A 14,658-nucleotide genomic window follows, 5' to 3' on the forward strand; every position below is an offset into this window, starting at 1 on the left:
ATGTTCAGTCATGTGATGGTCGGGTCGAACGACGTGGCGCGGTCGAAGAAATTCTACGATGCGCTGTTCGCCGTCCTGGGCGCGCGCGCGGGGCGGGAGGACGAAAAGGGCCGCGTCGTCTATGCGCATGACGGCGCGCTGTTCATGATCTCGCGTCCGATCGACGGTGAGCCCGCGTGCCACGCCAATGGCGGGACGATCGGCTTTCGCATGAGTGGGCCGGAGCAGGCGCAGGCGTGGCATGATGCCGGCGTGGCCCACGGCGGCACCGGGGTTGAGGACGCGCCGGGGGTGCGCACCAGCCCGTTCGGGCAGCTCTACCTCGCCTATCTGCGCGATCCGGACGGCAACAAGCTGTGCGGCGCGCATCGCGTGCCTGCTTGATCTAGCCGGGCATTGCGAGCGCAGCGAAGCAATCCAGTGTTCCGCACGACACTTTGGATTGCTTCGCTCGCAATGACGGCATGTTATCGTCGCCCCGGACTTGATCCGGCGCCCCGCTCCTTTGCGAACGGAGAAAAGCGGGACCCCGGATCAAGTCCGGGGCGACGAAACAGGGCTATGTCCCGACAGAACGCCTCTAAAAGGATCTCTCATGGAAACCGTCTCCACCGCCCGCGCGCATGGCGGGACGCAGGGCGTGTACCGCCACCGCTCGACCGCGACCGGCACCGACATGACCTTCTCGGTCTACGTCCCCGGGCACGCGCCGGGCGCGACGCTGCCGGTGGTCTGGTATCTGTCGGGGCTGACCTGCACGCACGCCAATGTCACCGACAAGGGCGAGTTTCGCCGTGCCTGCGCCGAGCACGGGCTGATCTTCGTCGCGCCCGACACCAGCCCGCGTGGCGACGACGTGCCCGATGAGGACGCATGGGATTTCGCGAAGGGCGCCGGCTTCTACGTCGACGCCACCCAGGCGCCGTGGGCGACGCATTACCGCATGTGGTCCTATGTCACCGCGGAGCTGCCGGCGCTGGTCGGCGCGCATTTCCCCGCCGACATGACGCGCCAGTCGATCATGGGGCATTCGATGGGCGGGCATGGCGCGCTGACGGTCGCGCTGCGCCACCCGGAGCGGTTCCGTGCCGTCTCGGCGTTCGCGCCGATCGTCGCGCCCACGCAGGTGCCGTGGGGCAAGGCGCTCGACCGTTATCTGGGCGACGACCGGGTCGTCCAGCGTCGCCACGACGCGGTGGCGTTGATCGAGGACGGCGCGCGCGTTCCGGAAATACTGGTCGATCAGGGCGATGCCGATTCGTTCCTCGCCGAGCAACTCCGCCCGGAACTGCTCGCGACCGCCTGCGCCGACGCGGCAATCGATCTGACGCTACGGATGCAGCCGGGCTACGATCACAGCTATCACTTCATCTCGACCTTCATGGCCGATCAGCTCGCGTGGCACGCGGCGCGGCTGCGCGCTTGACGCCCCGCGCGGCTGCGCGCTTGACGCCCCGCGCGGCTGCGCGCTTGACGCAAGCGGGCGGGGCGGGGCATCAGCCCCCATGCCCGATAGCCTGACCGCCGACCCGCACAACATGAAGCGCCGCGGATTGTTGTTCGTCCTGTCCTCGCCCTCCGGCGCGGGGAAGTCGACGATCGCGCGGATGCTGCTCGCCAGCGAGCCCGAACTGTCGCTGTCGGTGTCGGCCACCACCCGCGCGATCCGCAAGGGCGAGGAGGACGGGCGCGACTACCATTTCGTCTCGCTCGACCAATTCCGCGAGATGGCGGCGAATCACGAGTTCCTCGAATGGGCGCATGTCTTCGACCAGCGCTACGGCACCCCGCGCGCGCCGGTCGACGCGATGCTGTCGGACGGGAAGGACGTGTTGTTCGATATCGACTGGCAGGGCGCGCAGCAGCTCCACCAGATCGCGGGCGGCGACGTGGTGCGCGTCTTCATCCTGCCGCCGTCGATGGAAGAACTCCGCCGCCGGCTGGAGGGCCGCGCCACCGACGCGCAGGAGATCATCGAGCGCCGGATGAGCCGCGCCGATGCCGAGATCAGCCATTGGGACGGCTATGATTATGTGCTGCTCAACGACGATGTCGAGACCTGCTACGCCAAGGTGAAGACGATCCTCGCCGCCGAACGGCTGAAGCGGTCGCGGCAGACCGGTTTGATCGGCTTCATCCGCAAGCTGCGCACGCCGGCGGGGTAGGGACGAGCGGACCACCGCGATCGCCACCGTCGTCATTTCCGCGCAGGTGGGACCTCTGCAAAAGTACCGGATGATGATTTTCTAAAGCCGTACCCCGGCGGAGGCCGGGGTCCAGTTGGAAAGGTGTTTCAGCTAATTGCAAGCGTCTCCCAACGGGGCCCCGGCCTTCGCCGGGGTTCGATAAGGAGACTTTCGCAGAGGTCACGCCTGCGCGGGAATGACGGTTCTCAACGCCGGGCGACATTCCTGCGCATCTTCGCCACCGCGCTGCGATCGGGCGATGCCCTGCCGTCCTTCGGTCGGCAGATGCGGAGCGACGGCTGACAGGCGATCCCGATGTTCGAGCAACGTGCGGCGGGAGCGCCGGGCGGGCAGGCACGGCAGACGCGCTTCACATCGGTGCAGGAGGTTGGCACCGCCGCCGCGACGAGGGCCAAGGTCAACAGCATCGTCGCTTCCTCGATTGAAGGCCAACAAGATTGGATTGCCTGCCGACTTTGATGGGCAGCTTTGCTAAATACATGCCCTCCTTCACGAAGAAGGATGGTCATCGCCAAGTGCCAGCAGTGCCGCGCGGCCGATACAGACGAAACTCATCTTCAATGCTTCGTCCGTATTTGGTCTGTTTACGGGATCGGTAGCGAATTTAAGCCAATTTTGGTGGGGGTAGAGAGCAGTTAGACGACCCATATAAAACTGGGAGACAACGAAAGAGGTGTTTCTCGTTTCCTCCATATCGTCCTTGTTGGCGTCGGGGCGGGGGTCAGACATAGATTTCATAGACATGGTTGCAACTAGGCACGCTGCGTCAATTGTCTTGCTCCCTTCGGGCACCTGCGGCGTCGGAGGCTGCACGGTCAGAAATGCTGCCGTTATCATCAAGCCGCACAAATTCGTGAACACCGAACCACTCCTCGCGTGAGTCGTTACGGCATGATAATGAATTGACCATTGCGGATGCAAGTTCCTTAGTCGTCGCTTAGCAACGCCAGAAGTCGCGCCGCCGCGTCATAATCATGCCGTTTACCCGCGCGCGCCTGTGCGGCGAGCGGGTCCTCGCCCCAGCGTTCGGCCTGCCAGTCCTCGTCGACCATTGCCGCCTGCCACAGCGCGTCGGCGGAAACCGCGCGCTCGGCCAGCGCCAGCGCCCCGATCAGCGTGCCGGTCAGCGTGACCAGCGGCGACAACGGCGCGAGCTGGAAGGCACCACGGCTCGCCACCGCCTCTCCCAGCCGGGCGACCGTCGCCGGCGGCTGTGCGCGATGCATCACGCCGGTGACGATTTCGAAATGCACGTCATAGCGGTCGCGCGCCCAGTCGAGCAGCGGGTCCCACGCCGCGGCTTGCCGCGCGACCAGTTCGGCGGGCGCATCGGCGCGATAGCAGAGCAGGTCGCTTTCGGCATAGGCGGCCAGCCCGGCGCCAAATGCCTCGGGGGCCGGGGCGATACGATCGATCGCGGCATTGGCGAGCCCGGTCAACGGCATCGCGCGCGGATCGAGCGTCTCGCCGACCGCGCGCCACTCGTCCGCCACCGCTGCGGCCAGCGCGGCGGTGGGCAGCGCTAGCGGTGCGCGCCCCGGCGTCCGCACCGGGCGCGCGTCGAGCCGGATTGAGCGATCGCTGTCCACCGAGACGTCGGTCCAGAAACGCTTCACTTCGGGCTCCTCCAGCGCCGGGCCAGCGCGCGCGGCACGGTGGCGATCATCCAGAGGGCGCTGACGACGATCGCCACGCCCAGCAGCTTCGGCCCCAAGGTCTGCGCGCGCCCGAGCAACACCACGCCGAGCAGCGCACCGGCGGTCCCGGCCAGCCGCGTCGCGACGATCGCCGCCCAGCGGCCGCGCGCCGGATCGCTCATGCCGCCAGACACGCCGATAAACACCGGGGCAGATCGGCGCAGCGGTGCGCGATGCGCGCCGCCCCGGCCTGCCACAGCGCGTCCTCGCGGTGATAGCCCCAGCTGACGCCGATCGCGCGCGCACCCGCCGCGCGCGCCATCGCCATGTCGAAAGTGGTGTCGCCGATCATCGCGGTCATATGGGGCAGCGCGCCGGCCTGCGCCATCGCCGCGTGGAGCATCGCGGGATCGGGCTTGGAGGGATGCCGGTCGGCGGTCTGCAACGTCACGAAGCGGTCGGTCAGGCCGTGGATCGCCAGCACATGCGCCAGACCGCGATCCGACTTGCCGGTCGCCACCCCGAACGTCCAGCCATCCGCCGCCAGCACGTCGAGCGCGGCGACCAGCCCGTCGTACAGCGGCTCTGCGTCCAGTTCGCCTTCCTCGCGCATCCGACGGAAGATCGTCTTGTACGCATCGGTCAGCGCCAGATGCACCGCCGGGTCGAGATCGGGCGCCAGCAGCGCCATCGCCTCGACGAGGCTCAGCCCGACGATCGCGCGAATCGCTACCCGTGGCGGCGCGGCCAGCCCGAGCGCGGCAAAGGCCTGTTCCATGGCACGGCAGATATTGGCCTGGCTGTCGACGAGCGTGCCGTCGCAATCGAAGACGGCGAGTCGGATGGACATGAAACGCCTGTTAGTCGGCGAAGCGTGGGAGGCAAGCGGCGAGGCGCGCGTTAACGACTTCGTGACGGACCGCCGATATGGTTAATCCCGCACGGACGCTGGGGGGCGTGCACAACTCTAGCCGGAGCCGAGGGGCGGGTAATGATCGAAGCTGTTGCACTAACGTATGGAATGCTGCTGAGTTTCGTGCTCACGGGCGCGTCGCGCAACCGCAAGCTGGAACGCGCGAACCCGCCGATGCTCAACTACATCGGGTACGTGCTGTTCGGGGTCACCTGCTCGGTGGCGCTCATGGCTGCGAGCTACGCGGCGTGGGGCGTCATCAGCGACTCGGCGGCGGCGATCTGACCAACGCCTCCGCGGCATGGCGAGCGTAGCGAAGCGATTCAGGCCGTCCTTATTCGGCGCTGGATTGCTCGGCCACGCTCGTGATGACGGATCGATTGCTCACCCGCGTTTGCGAGCCTGCGCATAGGTGCCCAGCACGCGCACCCATTTCGCGTGGAAACCCAGTTCCTCCATCGCGCGGTCAAACGCCGGGTCGCCGGGGCGCCCTTCGACGTCGCAGTAGAATTCGGTCGCCGCGAAGCTGCCGCCGGTTTGATAGCTTTCCAGCTTGGTCATGTTGACGCCGTTGGTCGCGAACCCGCCCATCGCCTTGTAGAGCGCGGCGGGGACGTTCTTCACCGCGAAGATGAAGGTCGTCATCCACGGCCCCTCGCCCGACAACGACCGTGCGCCGCGCGCCAGCGTGACGAAGCGCGTGGTGTTATGCTCGGCATCGGCGATGTCGGTCGCCAGCAACTCCAGCCCGTAGATCGCCGCCGCCCCGGGCGGGGCGAGCGCCGCGACGCTCGGGTCGCGCAACTCGGCGACCACCGCCGCCGCGCCGGCGGTGTCGGGATAATTGACCGGCGCGATGCCGTGCGCCTTCAGCCAGTGGCGGCATTGCCCGAGCGCCTGCGGATGGCTCATCGCCTGCCGCACGCCATCGCGCGGGCCGCAGCCGATCAGTGCGTGGCGGATGCCGAGGAAATGCTCGCCGGTGATGACCAGCCCGGATTCGGGGAGCAGGAAATGCATGTCGGCGACGCGGCCGTGCAGCGAATTCTCGATCGGGATGATCGCGCAATCGGCCGCGCCGCTCTTCACCGCGTCCAGCGCATCCTCGAAGCTGAAGCACGGCAGCGGCAGCGCGTCGGGAAAGGTTTCCTGCACCGCGACATGGCTGTTCGCGCCCGGCGCGCCCTGAAACGCGACCGCCCGTCCCGGCTCGGCGGCGGCGGCGGCGGCCATGGCGGCGACGATCGGGCGGGCGGGGGCGGCGTAACTTTGCATGGCCCGAGCGCGTAGAAGAGCGCGCCGCGCCGCTCAAGCGCTTGCGATGCGCGGGAGCCCTTTCTATGGAACACTGAAGGAAGAGGGGCGAAACGGCGACATGGACGATCGGACCAACACGATTTTCGGCTGGGCGCTGGCGGCGGCGGGGACGGCTCTGGGGCTGTCGATCGCGGGCGGCATGCTGTTCCACGGCGAGCGCCCCGAGAAGCCGGGCTATGCGATTGAGGGTGTCGAGGAGGCCGGCGGCGGCGGTGCCGCGGCCGCGGTGCCGATCGCGTCGCTGCTCGGCAGCGCCGATCCGGCCAAGGGCGCCGAGGTCTTCAAGAAGTGCGCCGCCTGCCACACGATCAACCAGGGCGGGGCCAACGGCATCGGCCCGAACCTGTACGGCACGCTGGGCGAGCCGATCGGGCAGGGCAAGGGCGGGTTCGCCTTCTCCGACGCGCTGAAGAGCGTCGGCGGCAACTGGGACTTCGAGAAGATGAACGCGTGGCTGACCAGCCCGCGCAAGTTCGCCAACGGCACGAAGATGACCTTCGCCGGGCTCGGCAATGCCGAGGACCGCGCGAACGTCATCGCCTATCTGAACCAGCAGGGCTCGAACCTGCCGCTGCCGGCCGCGCCCGCGGCGGGCGCGGCGGCGCCGACCGACCCCGCGGTGGCGAACGTCACCGAGGCGACCAAGGGCGACACCGCCGATCTCGCCAACACCGGCACGCCGGCGTCGGGTGCGCCGTCGATCGATCCGGCTGCGAAGGACGGCAAGGCGCTCGGCGTGGTGCCGCCGGCGAAGGAATAAGTTCCGGCTCGTCATTGCGAGCGTAGCGAAGCAATCCAGGGCGTCCTGACCCGGCCCTGGATTGCTTCGCTGCGTTCGCAATGACGGCGATCACCTCGTCGCCCCGGCCCCTTCGACAAGCTCAGGAGAGCCTTGATCCGGGGCCCCGCTTCTTCGGCATCGGCAGTAAAAGCGGGATCCCGGATCAAGTCCGGGATGGCGGAAGAGGGCGGGTGCGCGGTGAATGTCGATCCCGCCTAGAGCCGATCGACTTTCGGCTTCGGCAGGCTGGCGTCAGACGAAGAACCGGATCACGCGGAGGCGCGGAGCACGCAGAGATGTTGTGCCCGCCGCATCAGAAGCTCAGCCTCTCACGGTCCGGAATGACGGGGGTACGCGTGCCCCACGCGGTACACCTCTGCGTCCTCCGCGCCTCCGCGTGAAAAGCCCTTTCCTGCGCCCTCCCATGAGCCTGAATGTCGATGGCCCTACGCCCGCCCGCACAAAGAGGCGAAACTCCCGATCAAATAAGGGGTGAGGTGCGATCAACCCGCCGCCAGCCACGCCGCGACCTGCGCCGCGATCGGGGCGAACACGCGGTCGTCCGCCCCCGCCGCGGGCGGCTCCCCGGCGTCCGACGCCGTGCGGATCGCGATGTCCAGCGGCACGCGCCCCAGAAACGCGATCCCCGCCTCGCGCGCCGCCGCCTCCACGCCGCCGTGGCCGAACGGGTCGGACACCTCGCCGCAATGCGGGCAGGCATAGCCAGCCATATTCTCGACCAGCCCGATGATCGGCACGCCCGCCTTCTCGAACAGGTCGATCGCGCGGCGCGCATCGATCAGCGCGAGGTCCTGCGGGGTCGAGACGATCACCGCGCCGGCCGGGCGATGTTTCTGCACCATCGTCAGCTGCACGTCGCCGGTGCCGGGCGGCAGGTCGACCACCAATGTATCGGTCGCGCCCCAGTCGGCGTCGATCAATTGCCCCAATGCGCCCGCGGTCATTGGCCCGCGCCACGCGATCGCGCGGCCGGGCTCGACCAATTGCCCCATCGACAGCAGCGATACGCCAAAAGGCGTCGCGACCGGCAGCAACACTTTATCACGCGCTTCGGGTCGCGTGCCCTCGACCGCCATCAGCCGCGGCTGCGACGGGCCGTAGATATCGGCGTCGACCAGCCCGGTGCGGCGACCCGCGCGAGCAAGCGCGATCGCGAGATTGGCGGACAGCGTCGACTTGCCGACCCCGCCCTTGCCGCTGGCGACCGCGACGATCCGGCGCGCGACGCGCTCGGCGGTGACGACGGTGCGCACCTCATAGCCGGGGCGCGCCGCCGCCATCCGTACGCTCGCCTCAAGCGCGTCGCGTGCCGTCGCGTCGAGCCCGGCGGCGTCGATCACGACGCCGATCCGCTGCCCCTCGATTCGCACGGTCGCGCGGGTTCCGGCGACCGCGGCGACGGCTGCTGCCACATCTTTCTGGTCCATGCGGGCGATCCGTAGGCGCGTGCCGGCCGCTTGCCACTGTTTTTCGTGAACGGCGCACCTATAAAGACCAACATGACCATCCTGCGACGCTGGCTCCGGCGCCCGATCATCCTTGCTGCCGACAACAATGGACCGTGGGGAGGCGGCGGCGATGACAGTGCCGGCCCGCGCAATCCGTGGTCGGTGCCGCCGGGCGGCCGACGCGCGTCAGGGAAGCCCACCGCGCTCGACGAATTTCTCAAGAAGACGCGCGTCGGCGGCGGTGGTGGCGGGGGCGGCGGCGGTCGCCCGCAGCTGCCGCTCGGCGCGTCCGCGCGAACCCTGTGGCTGATCGGCGTCGGGTTGCTGGTCGCGGTGTGGCTGTTGCTGACGTCCTTTCACCAGATCGGACCGCAGCAGCGCGGGGTCGTTACCTATTTCGGCAAATATTCGGGGATGCTGGAGCCGGGCATCCGCGTCACCTTGCCCGCTCCGATCGTCAACGTGACGAAGGTCGACGTCGAGCAGGTGCGCACCGACGAATTCCCGCAGGACGGCGGGGAGACGGTGCTGACCGGTGACCAGAACATCATCGACCTCGCCTACACGGTGCGCTGGCGCGTGTCGGACCCGCGCAATTACGTGTTCGAGATCAAGGATCCGCAGGAAACCGTCCGTGCGACCGCCGAGAGCGCGATGCGTGCGGTGCTGGCCACCACGCGAATGAACGATGCGATCGGCGCGGGCCGCGGGCTGATCGAGGCGCGCGTGACGCAGACGATGCAGCAGATCCTCGACAGCTATCAGACCGGGGTGCGCGTGCAGGGCGTGTCGATCAAGCAGGCATCGCCGCCCGCCGCGCTGGTCGACGACTTCAACGCCGTCACCGCCGCGCAACAGGAAGCGGTCGGCAACCTCAACAACGCGCGCAGCTATTCGCAGCAGGTGATCGCGCGCGCGCAGGGCGAGGCGTCGGCGTTCGACCAGGTCTATGCGCAATATCGCCTTGCCCCCGAGGTGACGCGCCGCCGCATGTATTATGAGACGATGGAGGCCGTGCTGGCCAAGACCGACAAGACGATCGTCGAAACGCCGGGCGTGACCCCGTATCTGCCGCTCGATCGCGCCAAAAAGCTGGTCGAGCCGACGCAAGGCGCCTCGACCGCGCCCGCGGCTCCCGCGCAGGGAGGGCAGCGCTGATGAACCAGTTGACGCGTAACCCGATCGCGATCGGGATGCTGGCGCTGGTGCTGGCGATTCTCGCCGCGGCGACCTTCGCGATCGTGCCCGAGACGCAGCAGGCGGTGGTCCTGCGGCTCAACAATCCGGTGCGGCTGGTCAACCAGTGGCAGCCGGGCCAGATGATCGGCAATACCGGCGCGGGCGTGATCGCGCGCGTGCCGTTCATCGACAAGATCGTGTGGGTCGACAAGCGCGTGCTCGACGCCGATCTCGACAACACGCTGGTGCTGTCGACCGATCAGCTGCGGCTCAACGTCGATGCCTATGCACGCTTCCGCATCGTCGATCCGCTCAAGGCGGTGACTTCGACCGGCAGCACCTCGAACACCGAGGAGCGCGTCGCGGATCAATTGCGCCCGCTGCTCGGCACGGCGTTGCGCAACGAACTCGGCAAGGTGCCGTTCGCGGTGCTGCTCAGCCCGGAGCGCGGCGCGGTAATGGACGCGATCCAGAACTCGCTGCAAGGTTCTGCACGCCAGTACGGCGCGGAGATCGTCGACGTGCGAATCAAGCACGCCGATCTGCCTGAGGGCAGTCCGCTCGACAGTGCACTCCAGCGGATGCGCACCGCGCGTCAGCAGGAGGCGAACACGATTCGCGCGCAGGGGCAGAAGCAGGCGCAGATCGTCCGCGCGGAGGCCGATGCGCAGGCCGCGCGCATCTATGCCGAGGCGTTCAGCAAAGATGCTGATTTCTATGACTTCTATCGCGCGATGCAGAGCTATCGTCACACGTTCGGGGCGGATGGTGGTCAGCAGCCGGAAGGTTCGACCAATATCATCATGAGCCCGAACAATGGCTATCTTCGTGCGTTCGAGGGCGGCGGTCGTTAATCGGTGATGAGTGCGGCGTTCATATTCAAACGCCGTTCATCGCGATTGCCGCACAGGGTGCAATGTATTCATCACTTTCGGATCGGGTGACCAAGAGGACATGAAAACCGTGCGTTACGCTTACGCCCTGACCGGCGCCCTCCTGCTTGGCGGCACGGCCGCGTCGCTCGCGCTCCAGAACCCGGCCACCGCGCAGATCGCGCAGAACGAGCCGGGCGCGATCAGCGCCGCCGCGCCGCGCGCCGGCGCGCCGATGAGCTTCGCCGATATGGTCGCGAAGCTTCAGCCGGCGGTGGTCAACATTTCCACCACGCAGAAGGTGACCGTCCAGCAGCAGGCGAACCCGTTCGCCGGCACGCCGTTCGGCGACCTCTTCGGCCAGTTCGGCGGCGGCGGTGGCGGCGGCGGTGCTCCGGTCACGCGCGAAGGTCAGTCGCTGGGCTCGGGCTTCTTGATCTCGGCCGATGGCTATGTCGTCACCAACAACCACGTCATTGCGCCCGCGGCGAAGGGCGCGACGGTCGAGTCGATCACCGTCACGCTGCAGGATCGCAAGGAATATAAGGCGAAGCTGATCGGCCGCGATCCGACCTCGGATCTCGCGGTGCTCAAGATCACCTCGCCGACCCCGCTGCCGTTCGTGAAGCTGGGCGACTCGACGCGCGCCCGGGTCGGCGACTGGGTGGTGGCGATCGGTCAGCCGTTCGGGCTCGGCGGCACCGTTACCGCGGGCATCGTCTCGGCAGTGCATCGTTCGACGGGCCAGCCGGGTCCGTTCGATACGTTCATCCAGACCGATGCCGCGATCAACCAGGGCAATTCGGGTGGCCCGATGTTCAACCTGAACGGTGAAGTGATCGGCATCAACAGCCAGATCTATTCGCAGTCGGGAGGCAACATCGGCATCGGCTTTGCCATTCCTGCAAGCGAGGCCAGGCCGATCCTCGCCACGCTGATGAAGGGCGAGGCGGTCAAGCGTGGTTATCTGGGTGTCGGCATCCAGCGCGTGAACGACGATATCGCGGGCGCTCTGGGTCTGCCCAAGGACCAGGGCGAGATCATCGGCCGCGTCGAGCCGGGCGGGCCCGGCGCGAAGGCCGGGCTGCGGTCGGGCGATGTGGTGATCGCGATCAACGGCGAGGCCGTGACGCCGGATCGCACGCTGTCGTCGCTGGTCGCCAACGCCGCGCCGGGCTCGTCGATCAAGCTGGATGTGATCCGCGACGGCAAGCGCCAGTCGCTGAACGCGGTGGTTGCGACGCGCCCGAGTGACGATCAGCTCGCTGCGATCAACGGCGACAGCGATAGCGACGACGGATTGCCCGACGACGACAGCGGCGCGCAGGCGACGCCGGGATCGAGCTCGCTCGGCATCTCGGTCCAGCCGCTCACCCCACAGATCGCGCGTTCGATCGGGGTCGACTCGACCGTGCAGGGCGTCGTCGTTGCGGGCGTCGATCCGTCGACCGACGCCGGGCAGAAGCTGAAGCGTGGCGACGTGATCTCGTCGGTCAATTCGCAGCCGGTGCGCACCGGGGCCGATGTCGCGCGGATCGTCGCGGCGGCCAAGGCGGCCGGTCGTCCGTCGGTGCTGCTCAACCTGACCCGCGGTCGCCAGGCCAGCGGCTTCATCGCGGTGAAGATCAAGTAAGCGGGACCAACCTGCGCTAGTCAAAAGGGTCGTCGCATCGCATGATGCGGCGGCCCTTTTGCTTGGGAGAGAGAGCGTGGCGGACGGCGGCAGCATATTGATCGGCGCAGGCGAAGGCGGGGCCGATCCGCAGCGGCTCGAGCTGGCGCGCGCCAACCGCCACGGGTTGATCGCGGGCGCGACCGGCACCGGCAAGACCGTGACCTTGCAGGGGATCGTCGAAGGTTTCTCTAACGCCGGGGTCGCGTGCTTCCTCGCCGACGTGAAAGGCGATCTGTCGGGTCTGGCAATGCCCGGCGCGGCGACCGCCAGGACGCACGCCGCCTTTGCCGCGCGCGCCGCGGAGATCGGGGCGACCGACTGGAAGTATGCCGACACACCCGTGCAATTCTGGGACCTGTTCGGCGAACAGGGCCATCCGGTCCGGACCACGATCAGCGAGATGGGGCCGCTGCTGCTCGCGCGGCTGATGGGGCTGAACGCGGTGCAGGAAGGCGTGCTGACGATCGCCTTCCATGTCGCCGACGCGGAAGGGCTGTTGCTGCTCGACCTCGACGATCTGCAGGCGATGCTCGCGCATTGCGCCGAGCGCGCCGAGGAACTCACTACCCGCTACGGCAATGTCTCGAAGCAATCCGTCGGCGCGATCCAGCGCGTGCTGCTGCAATTGCGCGCGCAGGGTGCCGAGCATTTCTTCGGCGAGCCGGCGCTGGCGCTCACCGATCTGTTCGGCACCGACGACAAGGGACGCGGGCTGGTCAACATCCTCGCCGCCGACAAATTGATGGCCTCGCCGCAGCTCTATTCGACGTTCCTGCTGTGGCTGCTCGGCGAGATGTTCGAGTTCCTCCCGGAGATCGGTGACGCCGACAAGCCGAAATTGTGCTTCTTCTTCGACGAGGCGCATCTGCTGTTCGACGAAGCGCCGCCGGCGTTGATGGACCGGATCGAGCAGGTCGTACGACTGATCCGCTCCAAAGGCGTCGGGGTCTATTTCATCACCCAGAACCCGATCGACGTGCCCGACAGCGTCGCCGGGCAGCTCGGCAACCGCGTCCAGCACAAGCTGAACGCCTTCACTCCGCGTGATCGCAAGGCGGTGCAGGCCGCCGCCGAGACGTTCCGCGCCAACCCCGGCGTCGACGTCGCGACCGCGATCACCGAGCTGCGGACCGGCGAGGCGCTGGTGTCGCTCCTCCAGCCCGATGGTGCGCCGTCGCCGGTGCAGCGCACGCTGATCCGTCCGCCGTCGAGTCGCGTCGGCCCGGTCACGCCCGACGAGCGCCGCGTGCTGATCCAGACCGATGCGATCGGCACGAAATACGACACATTGGTCGATCGTGAATCGGCGGAGGAACTGCTCAGCGCCAAGACGCAGGAGGCGGCCGCGGCTGCTGCCGCCGCGCGCGCGGCGACCGATGCCGAGAAGGCGGCGGCGATGCAGGCGAAGGAGGATGCGCGCACGGCGCGCGAGGCGGATCGTGTCGCACGCGAGGAAGAGCGTGCGCGCCGTGTCACCGAACGCGACGCGGCGAACGATCCATGGAACCGCGCGATGACCTCCGCCTCGCGGTCGGCGTCGTCGGCGGTCGGGCGCGCGGTGGCGAACGAGGTGACCAAGGCGGTATTCGGCGGCTCGCGGCGCGGGAGCAGCGGCGGCGGTTTGCTGGGGCAGGTGGTGCGCGGCGTCCTCGGCGGGCTGATGCGCCGGTAGGGCGTTTCTGCCGTCATCCCGGACTTGATCCGGGATCCCGCTTTTACACCGGTCGCGAAGAAGCGGGGCCCCGGATCAGGTTCCGGGCGACGATAATGGGACAGCCATGGTCGTCATTGCGAGCGTAGCGAAGCAATCCAGAGCGTCCTGATCCGGCCCTGGATTGCTTCGCTGCGCTCGCAATGACGGGACGAGCGACCGTGACCGCCCGCGCATTTTCGGCTAAAGCGGCGCGCATGACGACCGACTACGACCGCCCGCTGCTCACCCCGCCCGACGGGCAGAAGAAAGTGCTGCTTCATTCCTGTTGCGCGCCGTGCTCCGGCGAGGTGATGGAGGCGATGACCGCGAGCGGGATCGACTATACGATCTTCTTCTACAATCCGAACATCCATCCCAAGGAAGAATATATCCTTCGCAAGGAGGAGAATATCCGCTTCGCCGAGAAGCACGACATCCCGTTCGTCGATGCCGATTACGACACGGTCAACTGGTTCAAGCGCGCACGCGGGATGGAGTTCGAGCCCGAGCGCGGGCTGCGCTGCACGATGTGCTTCGACATGCGCTTCGAGCGCACCGCGCTCTACGCATACGAGAATGGCTTCCCGGTCATCACCTCGTCGCTCGGCATCTCGCGCTGGAAGAACATGGCGCAGATCAACGACTGCGGTGAGCGCGCCGCAGCGCATTATCCGGATATCGCCTATTGGACGTTCAACTGGCGCAAGGGCGGCGGCGCGGCGCGGATGATCGAGATCTCCAAGCGCGAGCATTTCTACCAGCAGGAATATTGCGGCTGCGTCTATTCGCTGCGCGACACCAATGCGCATCGCGTGTCGCAGGGACGCGAGGAAATCCGCATGGGTGAGCTGTATTACGGCGAGGAGACGAAGGCGGAGTAGGGGCGGCCTGAATCCTTCCGTCATCCCGGACGTG

The 14,658-nt window shown here is 67.5% G+C and carries 17 protein-coding genes; 11 read left to right on the top strand and 6 right to left on the bottom strand.

Annotated features, from left to right (window positions below):
- From BACI71_RS05015 to BACI71_RS05030, 4 genes are all read left to right on the top strand, one after another.
- Positions 1 to 384: a VOC family protein gene (locus tag BACI71_RS05015; protein WP_159755846.1), complete on the top strand. Its 384-nt coding sequence runs from the start codon at positions 1 to 3 to the stop codon at positions 382 to 384.
- Between the two features lie 211 nt (positions 385 to 595).
- Entirely contained in the window at positions 596 to 1,426 is an 831-nt protein-coding gene (fghA, locus tag BACI71_RS05020) for an S-formylglutathione hydrolase (protein WP_159755849.1), read from the top strand.
- Between the two features lie 79 nt (positions 1,427 to 1,505).
- Positions 1,506 to 2,165 (top strand): guanylate kinase, encoded by a 660-nt coding sequence (gmk, locus tag BACI71_RS05025; protein WP_159755852.1) that lies wholly within the window; start codon positions 1,506 to 1,508, stop codon positions 2,163 to 2,165.
- Positions 2,166 to 2,501: 336 nt separating this feature from the next.
- Positions 2,502 to 2,666: a hypothetical protein gene (locus BACI71_RS05030; RefSeq protein WP_159755855.1), complete on the top strand. Its 165-nt coding sequence runs from the start codon at positions 2,502 to 2,504 to the stop codon at positions 2,664 to 2,666.
- A gap of 30 nt (positions 2,667 to 2,696) precedes the next feature.
- Here the strand turns inward: BACI71_RS05030 and BACI71_RS05035 are convergent, their stop codons facing one another.
- From BACI71_RS05035 to BACI71_RS05050, 4 genes are all read right to left on the bottom strand, one after another.
- Positions 2,697 to 3,068 (bottom strand): hypothetical protein, encoded by a 372-nt coding sequence (locus BACI71_RS05035; RefSeq protein ID WP_159755858.1) that lies wholly within the window; start codon positions 3,066 to 3,068, stop codon positions 2,697 to 2,699.
- Between the two features lie 65 nt (positions 3,069 to 3,133).
- Complete coding sequence (locus BACI71_RS05040) at positions 3,134 to 3,823, bottom strand: ATP12 family chaperone protein (protein ID WP_159755861.1); 690 nt, start codon at positions 3,821 to 3,823, stop codon at positions 3,134 to 3,136.
- Positions 3,820 to 4,026, bottom strand: a complete 207-nt coding sequence (locus tag BACI71_RS05045) for a hypothetical protein (RefSeq protein WP_028966709.1) — start codon at positions 4,024 to 4,026, stop codon at positions 3,820 to 3,822. Before BACI71_RS05045 ends, BACI71_RS05040 begins: the two co-directional genes overlap by 4 nt.
- The gene (locus tag BACI71_RS05050; protein ID WP_159755864.1) at positions 4,023 to 4,694 is read right to left on the bottom strand and encodes an HAD-IA family hydrolase; all 672 of its coding nucleotides are present in this window, start codon (positions 4,692 to 4,694) and stop codon (positions 4,023 to 4,025) included. The genes BACI71_RS05045 and BACI71_RS05050 overlap by 4 nt, the downstream gene beginning before the upstream one ends.
- A 141-nt stretch (positions 4,695 to 4,835) precedes the next feature.
- Here BACI71_RS05050 and BACI71_RS05055 point away from each other — a divergent pair, with 141 nt between their 5' ends.
- Positions 4,836 to 5,042: a hypothetical protein gene (locus BACI71_RS05055; protein ID WP_159755867.1), complete on the top strand. Its 207-nt coding sequence runs from the start codon at positions 4,836 to 4,838 to the stop codon at positions 5,040 to 5,042.
- A gap of 99 nt (positions 5,043 to 5,141) precedes the next feature.
- Here BACI71_RS05055 and BACI71_RS05060 read toward each other — a convergent pair whose 3' ends face one another.
- Entirely contained in the window at positions 5,142 to 6,032 is an 891-nt protein-coding gene (locus tag BACI71_RS05060) for a prephenate dehydratase (protein WP_159755870.1), read from the bottom strand.
- A 100-nt stretch (positions 6,033 to 6,132) separates the two neighbouring features.
- Here BACI71_RS05060 and BACI71_RS05065 point away from each other — a divergent pair, with 100 nt between their 5' ends.
- Positions 6,133 to 6,834: a c-type cytochrome gene (locus BACI71_RS05065; RefSeq protein ID WP_159755873.1), complete on the top strand. Its 702-nt coding sequence runs from the start codon at positions 6,133 to 6,135 to the stop codon at positions 6,832 to 6,834.
- A 524-nt stretch (positions 6,835 to 7,358) separates the two neighbouring features.
- On the opposite strand, the gene BACI71_RS05070 is transcribed toward BACI71_RS05065, so the two are convergent.
- Complete coding sequence (locus BACI71_RS05070) at positions 7,359 to 8,303, bottom strand: Mrp/NBP35 family ATP-binding protein (protein WP_159755876.1); 945 nt, start codon at positions 8,301 to 8,303, stop codon at positions 7,359 to 7,361.
- A gap of 72 nt (positions 8,304 to 8,375) precedes the next feature.
- On the opposite strand from BACI71_RS05070, the gene hflK reads away from it, so the two are divergent.
- From hflK to BACI71_RS05095, 5 genes are all read left to right on the top strand, one after another.
- A complete protein-coding gene (gene hflK / locus BACI71_RS05075) occupies positions 8,376 to 9,482 on the top strand; it encodes a protease modulator HflK (protein WP_159755879.1) in 1,107 nt (368 codons plus the stop codon).
- Positions 9,482 to 10,357, top strand: a complete 876-nt coding sequence (gene hflC / locus BACI71_RS05080) for a protease modulator HflC (RefSeq protein ID WP_159755882.1) — start codon at positions 9,482 to 9,484, stop codon at positions 10,355 to 10,357. The genes hflK and hflC overlap by 1 nt, the downstream gene beginning before the upstream one ends.
- 109 nt (positions 10,358 to 10,466) lie before the next feature.
- Positions 10,467 to 12,008: a Do family serine endopeptidase gene (locus BACI71_RS05085; RefSeq protein WP_159760879.1), complete on the top strand. Its 1,542-nt coding sequence runs from the start codon at positions 10,467 to 10,469 to the stop codon at positions 12,006 to 12,008.
- 76 nt (positions 12,009 to 12,084) lie between these two features.
- On the top strand, positions 12,085 to 13,722 hold the full coding sequence (locus tag BACI71_RS05090; protein WP_159755885.1) for a helicase HerA-like domain-containing protein: 1,638 nt from the start codon (positions 12,085 to 12,087) through the stop codon (positions 13,720 to 13,722).
- A gap of 236 nt (positions 13,723 to 13,958) precedes the next feature.
- On the top strand, positions 13,959 to 14,624 hold the full coding sequence (locus tag BACI71_RS05095; protein ID WP_159755888.1) for an epoxyqueuosine reductase QueH: 666 nt from the start codon (positions 13,959 to 13,961) through the stop codon (positions 14,622 to 14,624).
- Positions 14,625 to 14,658 lie beyond the last annotated feature (34 nt).

Origin of the sequence: Sphingomonas sp. 8AM, from assembly GCF_902506455.1 — a bacterium.
In the GTDB taxonomy this organism is placed as follows: Bacteria; Pseudomonadota; Alphaproteobacteria; order Sphingomonadales; family Sphingomonadaceae; genus Sphingomonas.

Excerpts from the sequence above, each read along its gene's own strand:
- BACI71_RS05030 (WP_159755855.1), top strand. The coding sequence starts at position 2,502 with ATGTTCGAGCAACGTGCGGCGGGAGCGCCGGGCGGGCAGGCACGGCAG.
- BACI71_RS05070 (WP_159755876.1), bottom strand. The coding sequence starts at position 8,303 with ATGGACCAGAAAGATGTGGCAGCAGCCGTCGCCGCGGTCGCCGGAACC.
- BACI71_RS05055 (WP_159755867.1), top strand. The coding sequence starts at position 4,836 with ATGATCGAAGCTGTTGCACTAACGTATGGAATGCTGCTGAGTTTCGTG.
- BACI71_RS05065 (WP_159755873.1), top strand. The coding sequence starts at position 6,133 with ATGGACGATCGGACCAACACGATTTTCGGCTGGGCGCTGGCGGCGGCG.
- fghA (WP_159755849.1), top strand. The coding sequence starts at position 596 with ATGGAAACCGTCTCCACCGCCCGCGCGCATGGCGGGACGCAGGGCGTG.
- BACI71_RS05015 (WP_159755846.1), top strand. The coding sequence starts at position 1 with ATGTTCAGTCATGTGATGGTCGGGTCGAACGACGTGGCGCGGTCGAAG.
- BACI71_RS05060 (WP_159755870.1), bottom strand. The coding sequence starts at position 6,032 with ATGCAAAGTTACGCCGCCCCCGCCCGCCCGATCGTCGCCGCCATGGCC.
- hflC (WP_159755882.1), top strand. The coding sequence starts at position 9,482 with ATGAACCAGTTGACGCGTAACCCGATCGCGATCGGGATGCTGGCGCTG.
- gmk (WP_159755852.1), top strand. The coding sequence starts at position 1,506 with ATGCCCGATAGCCTGACCGCCGACCCGCACAACATGAAGCGCCGCGGA.
- BACI71_RS05045 (WP_028966709.1), bottom strand. The coding sequence starts at position 4,026 with ATGAGCGATCCGGCGCGCGGCCGCTGGGCGGCGATCGTCGCGACGCGG.
- BACI71_RS05095 (WP_159755888.1), top strand. The coding sequence starts at position 13,959 with ATGACGACCGACTACGACCGCCCGCTGCTCACCCCGCCCGACGGGCAG.
- BACI71_RS05050 (WP_159755864.1), bottom strand. The coding sequence starts at position 4,694 with ATGTCCATCCGACTCGCCGTCTTCGATTGCGACGGCACGCTCGTCGAC.
- hflK (WP_159755879.1), top strand. The coding sequence starts at position 8,376 with ATGACCATCCTGCGACGCTGGCTCCGGCGCCCGATCATCCTTGCTGCC.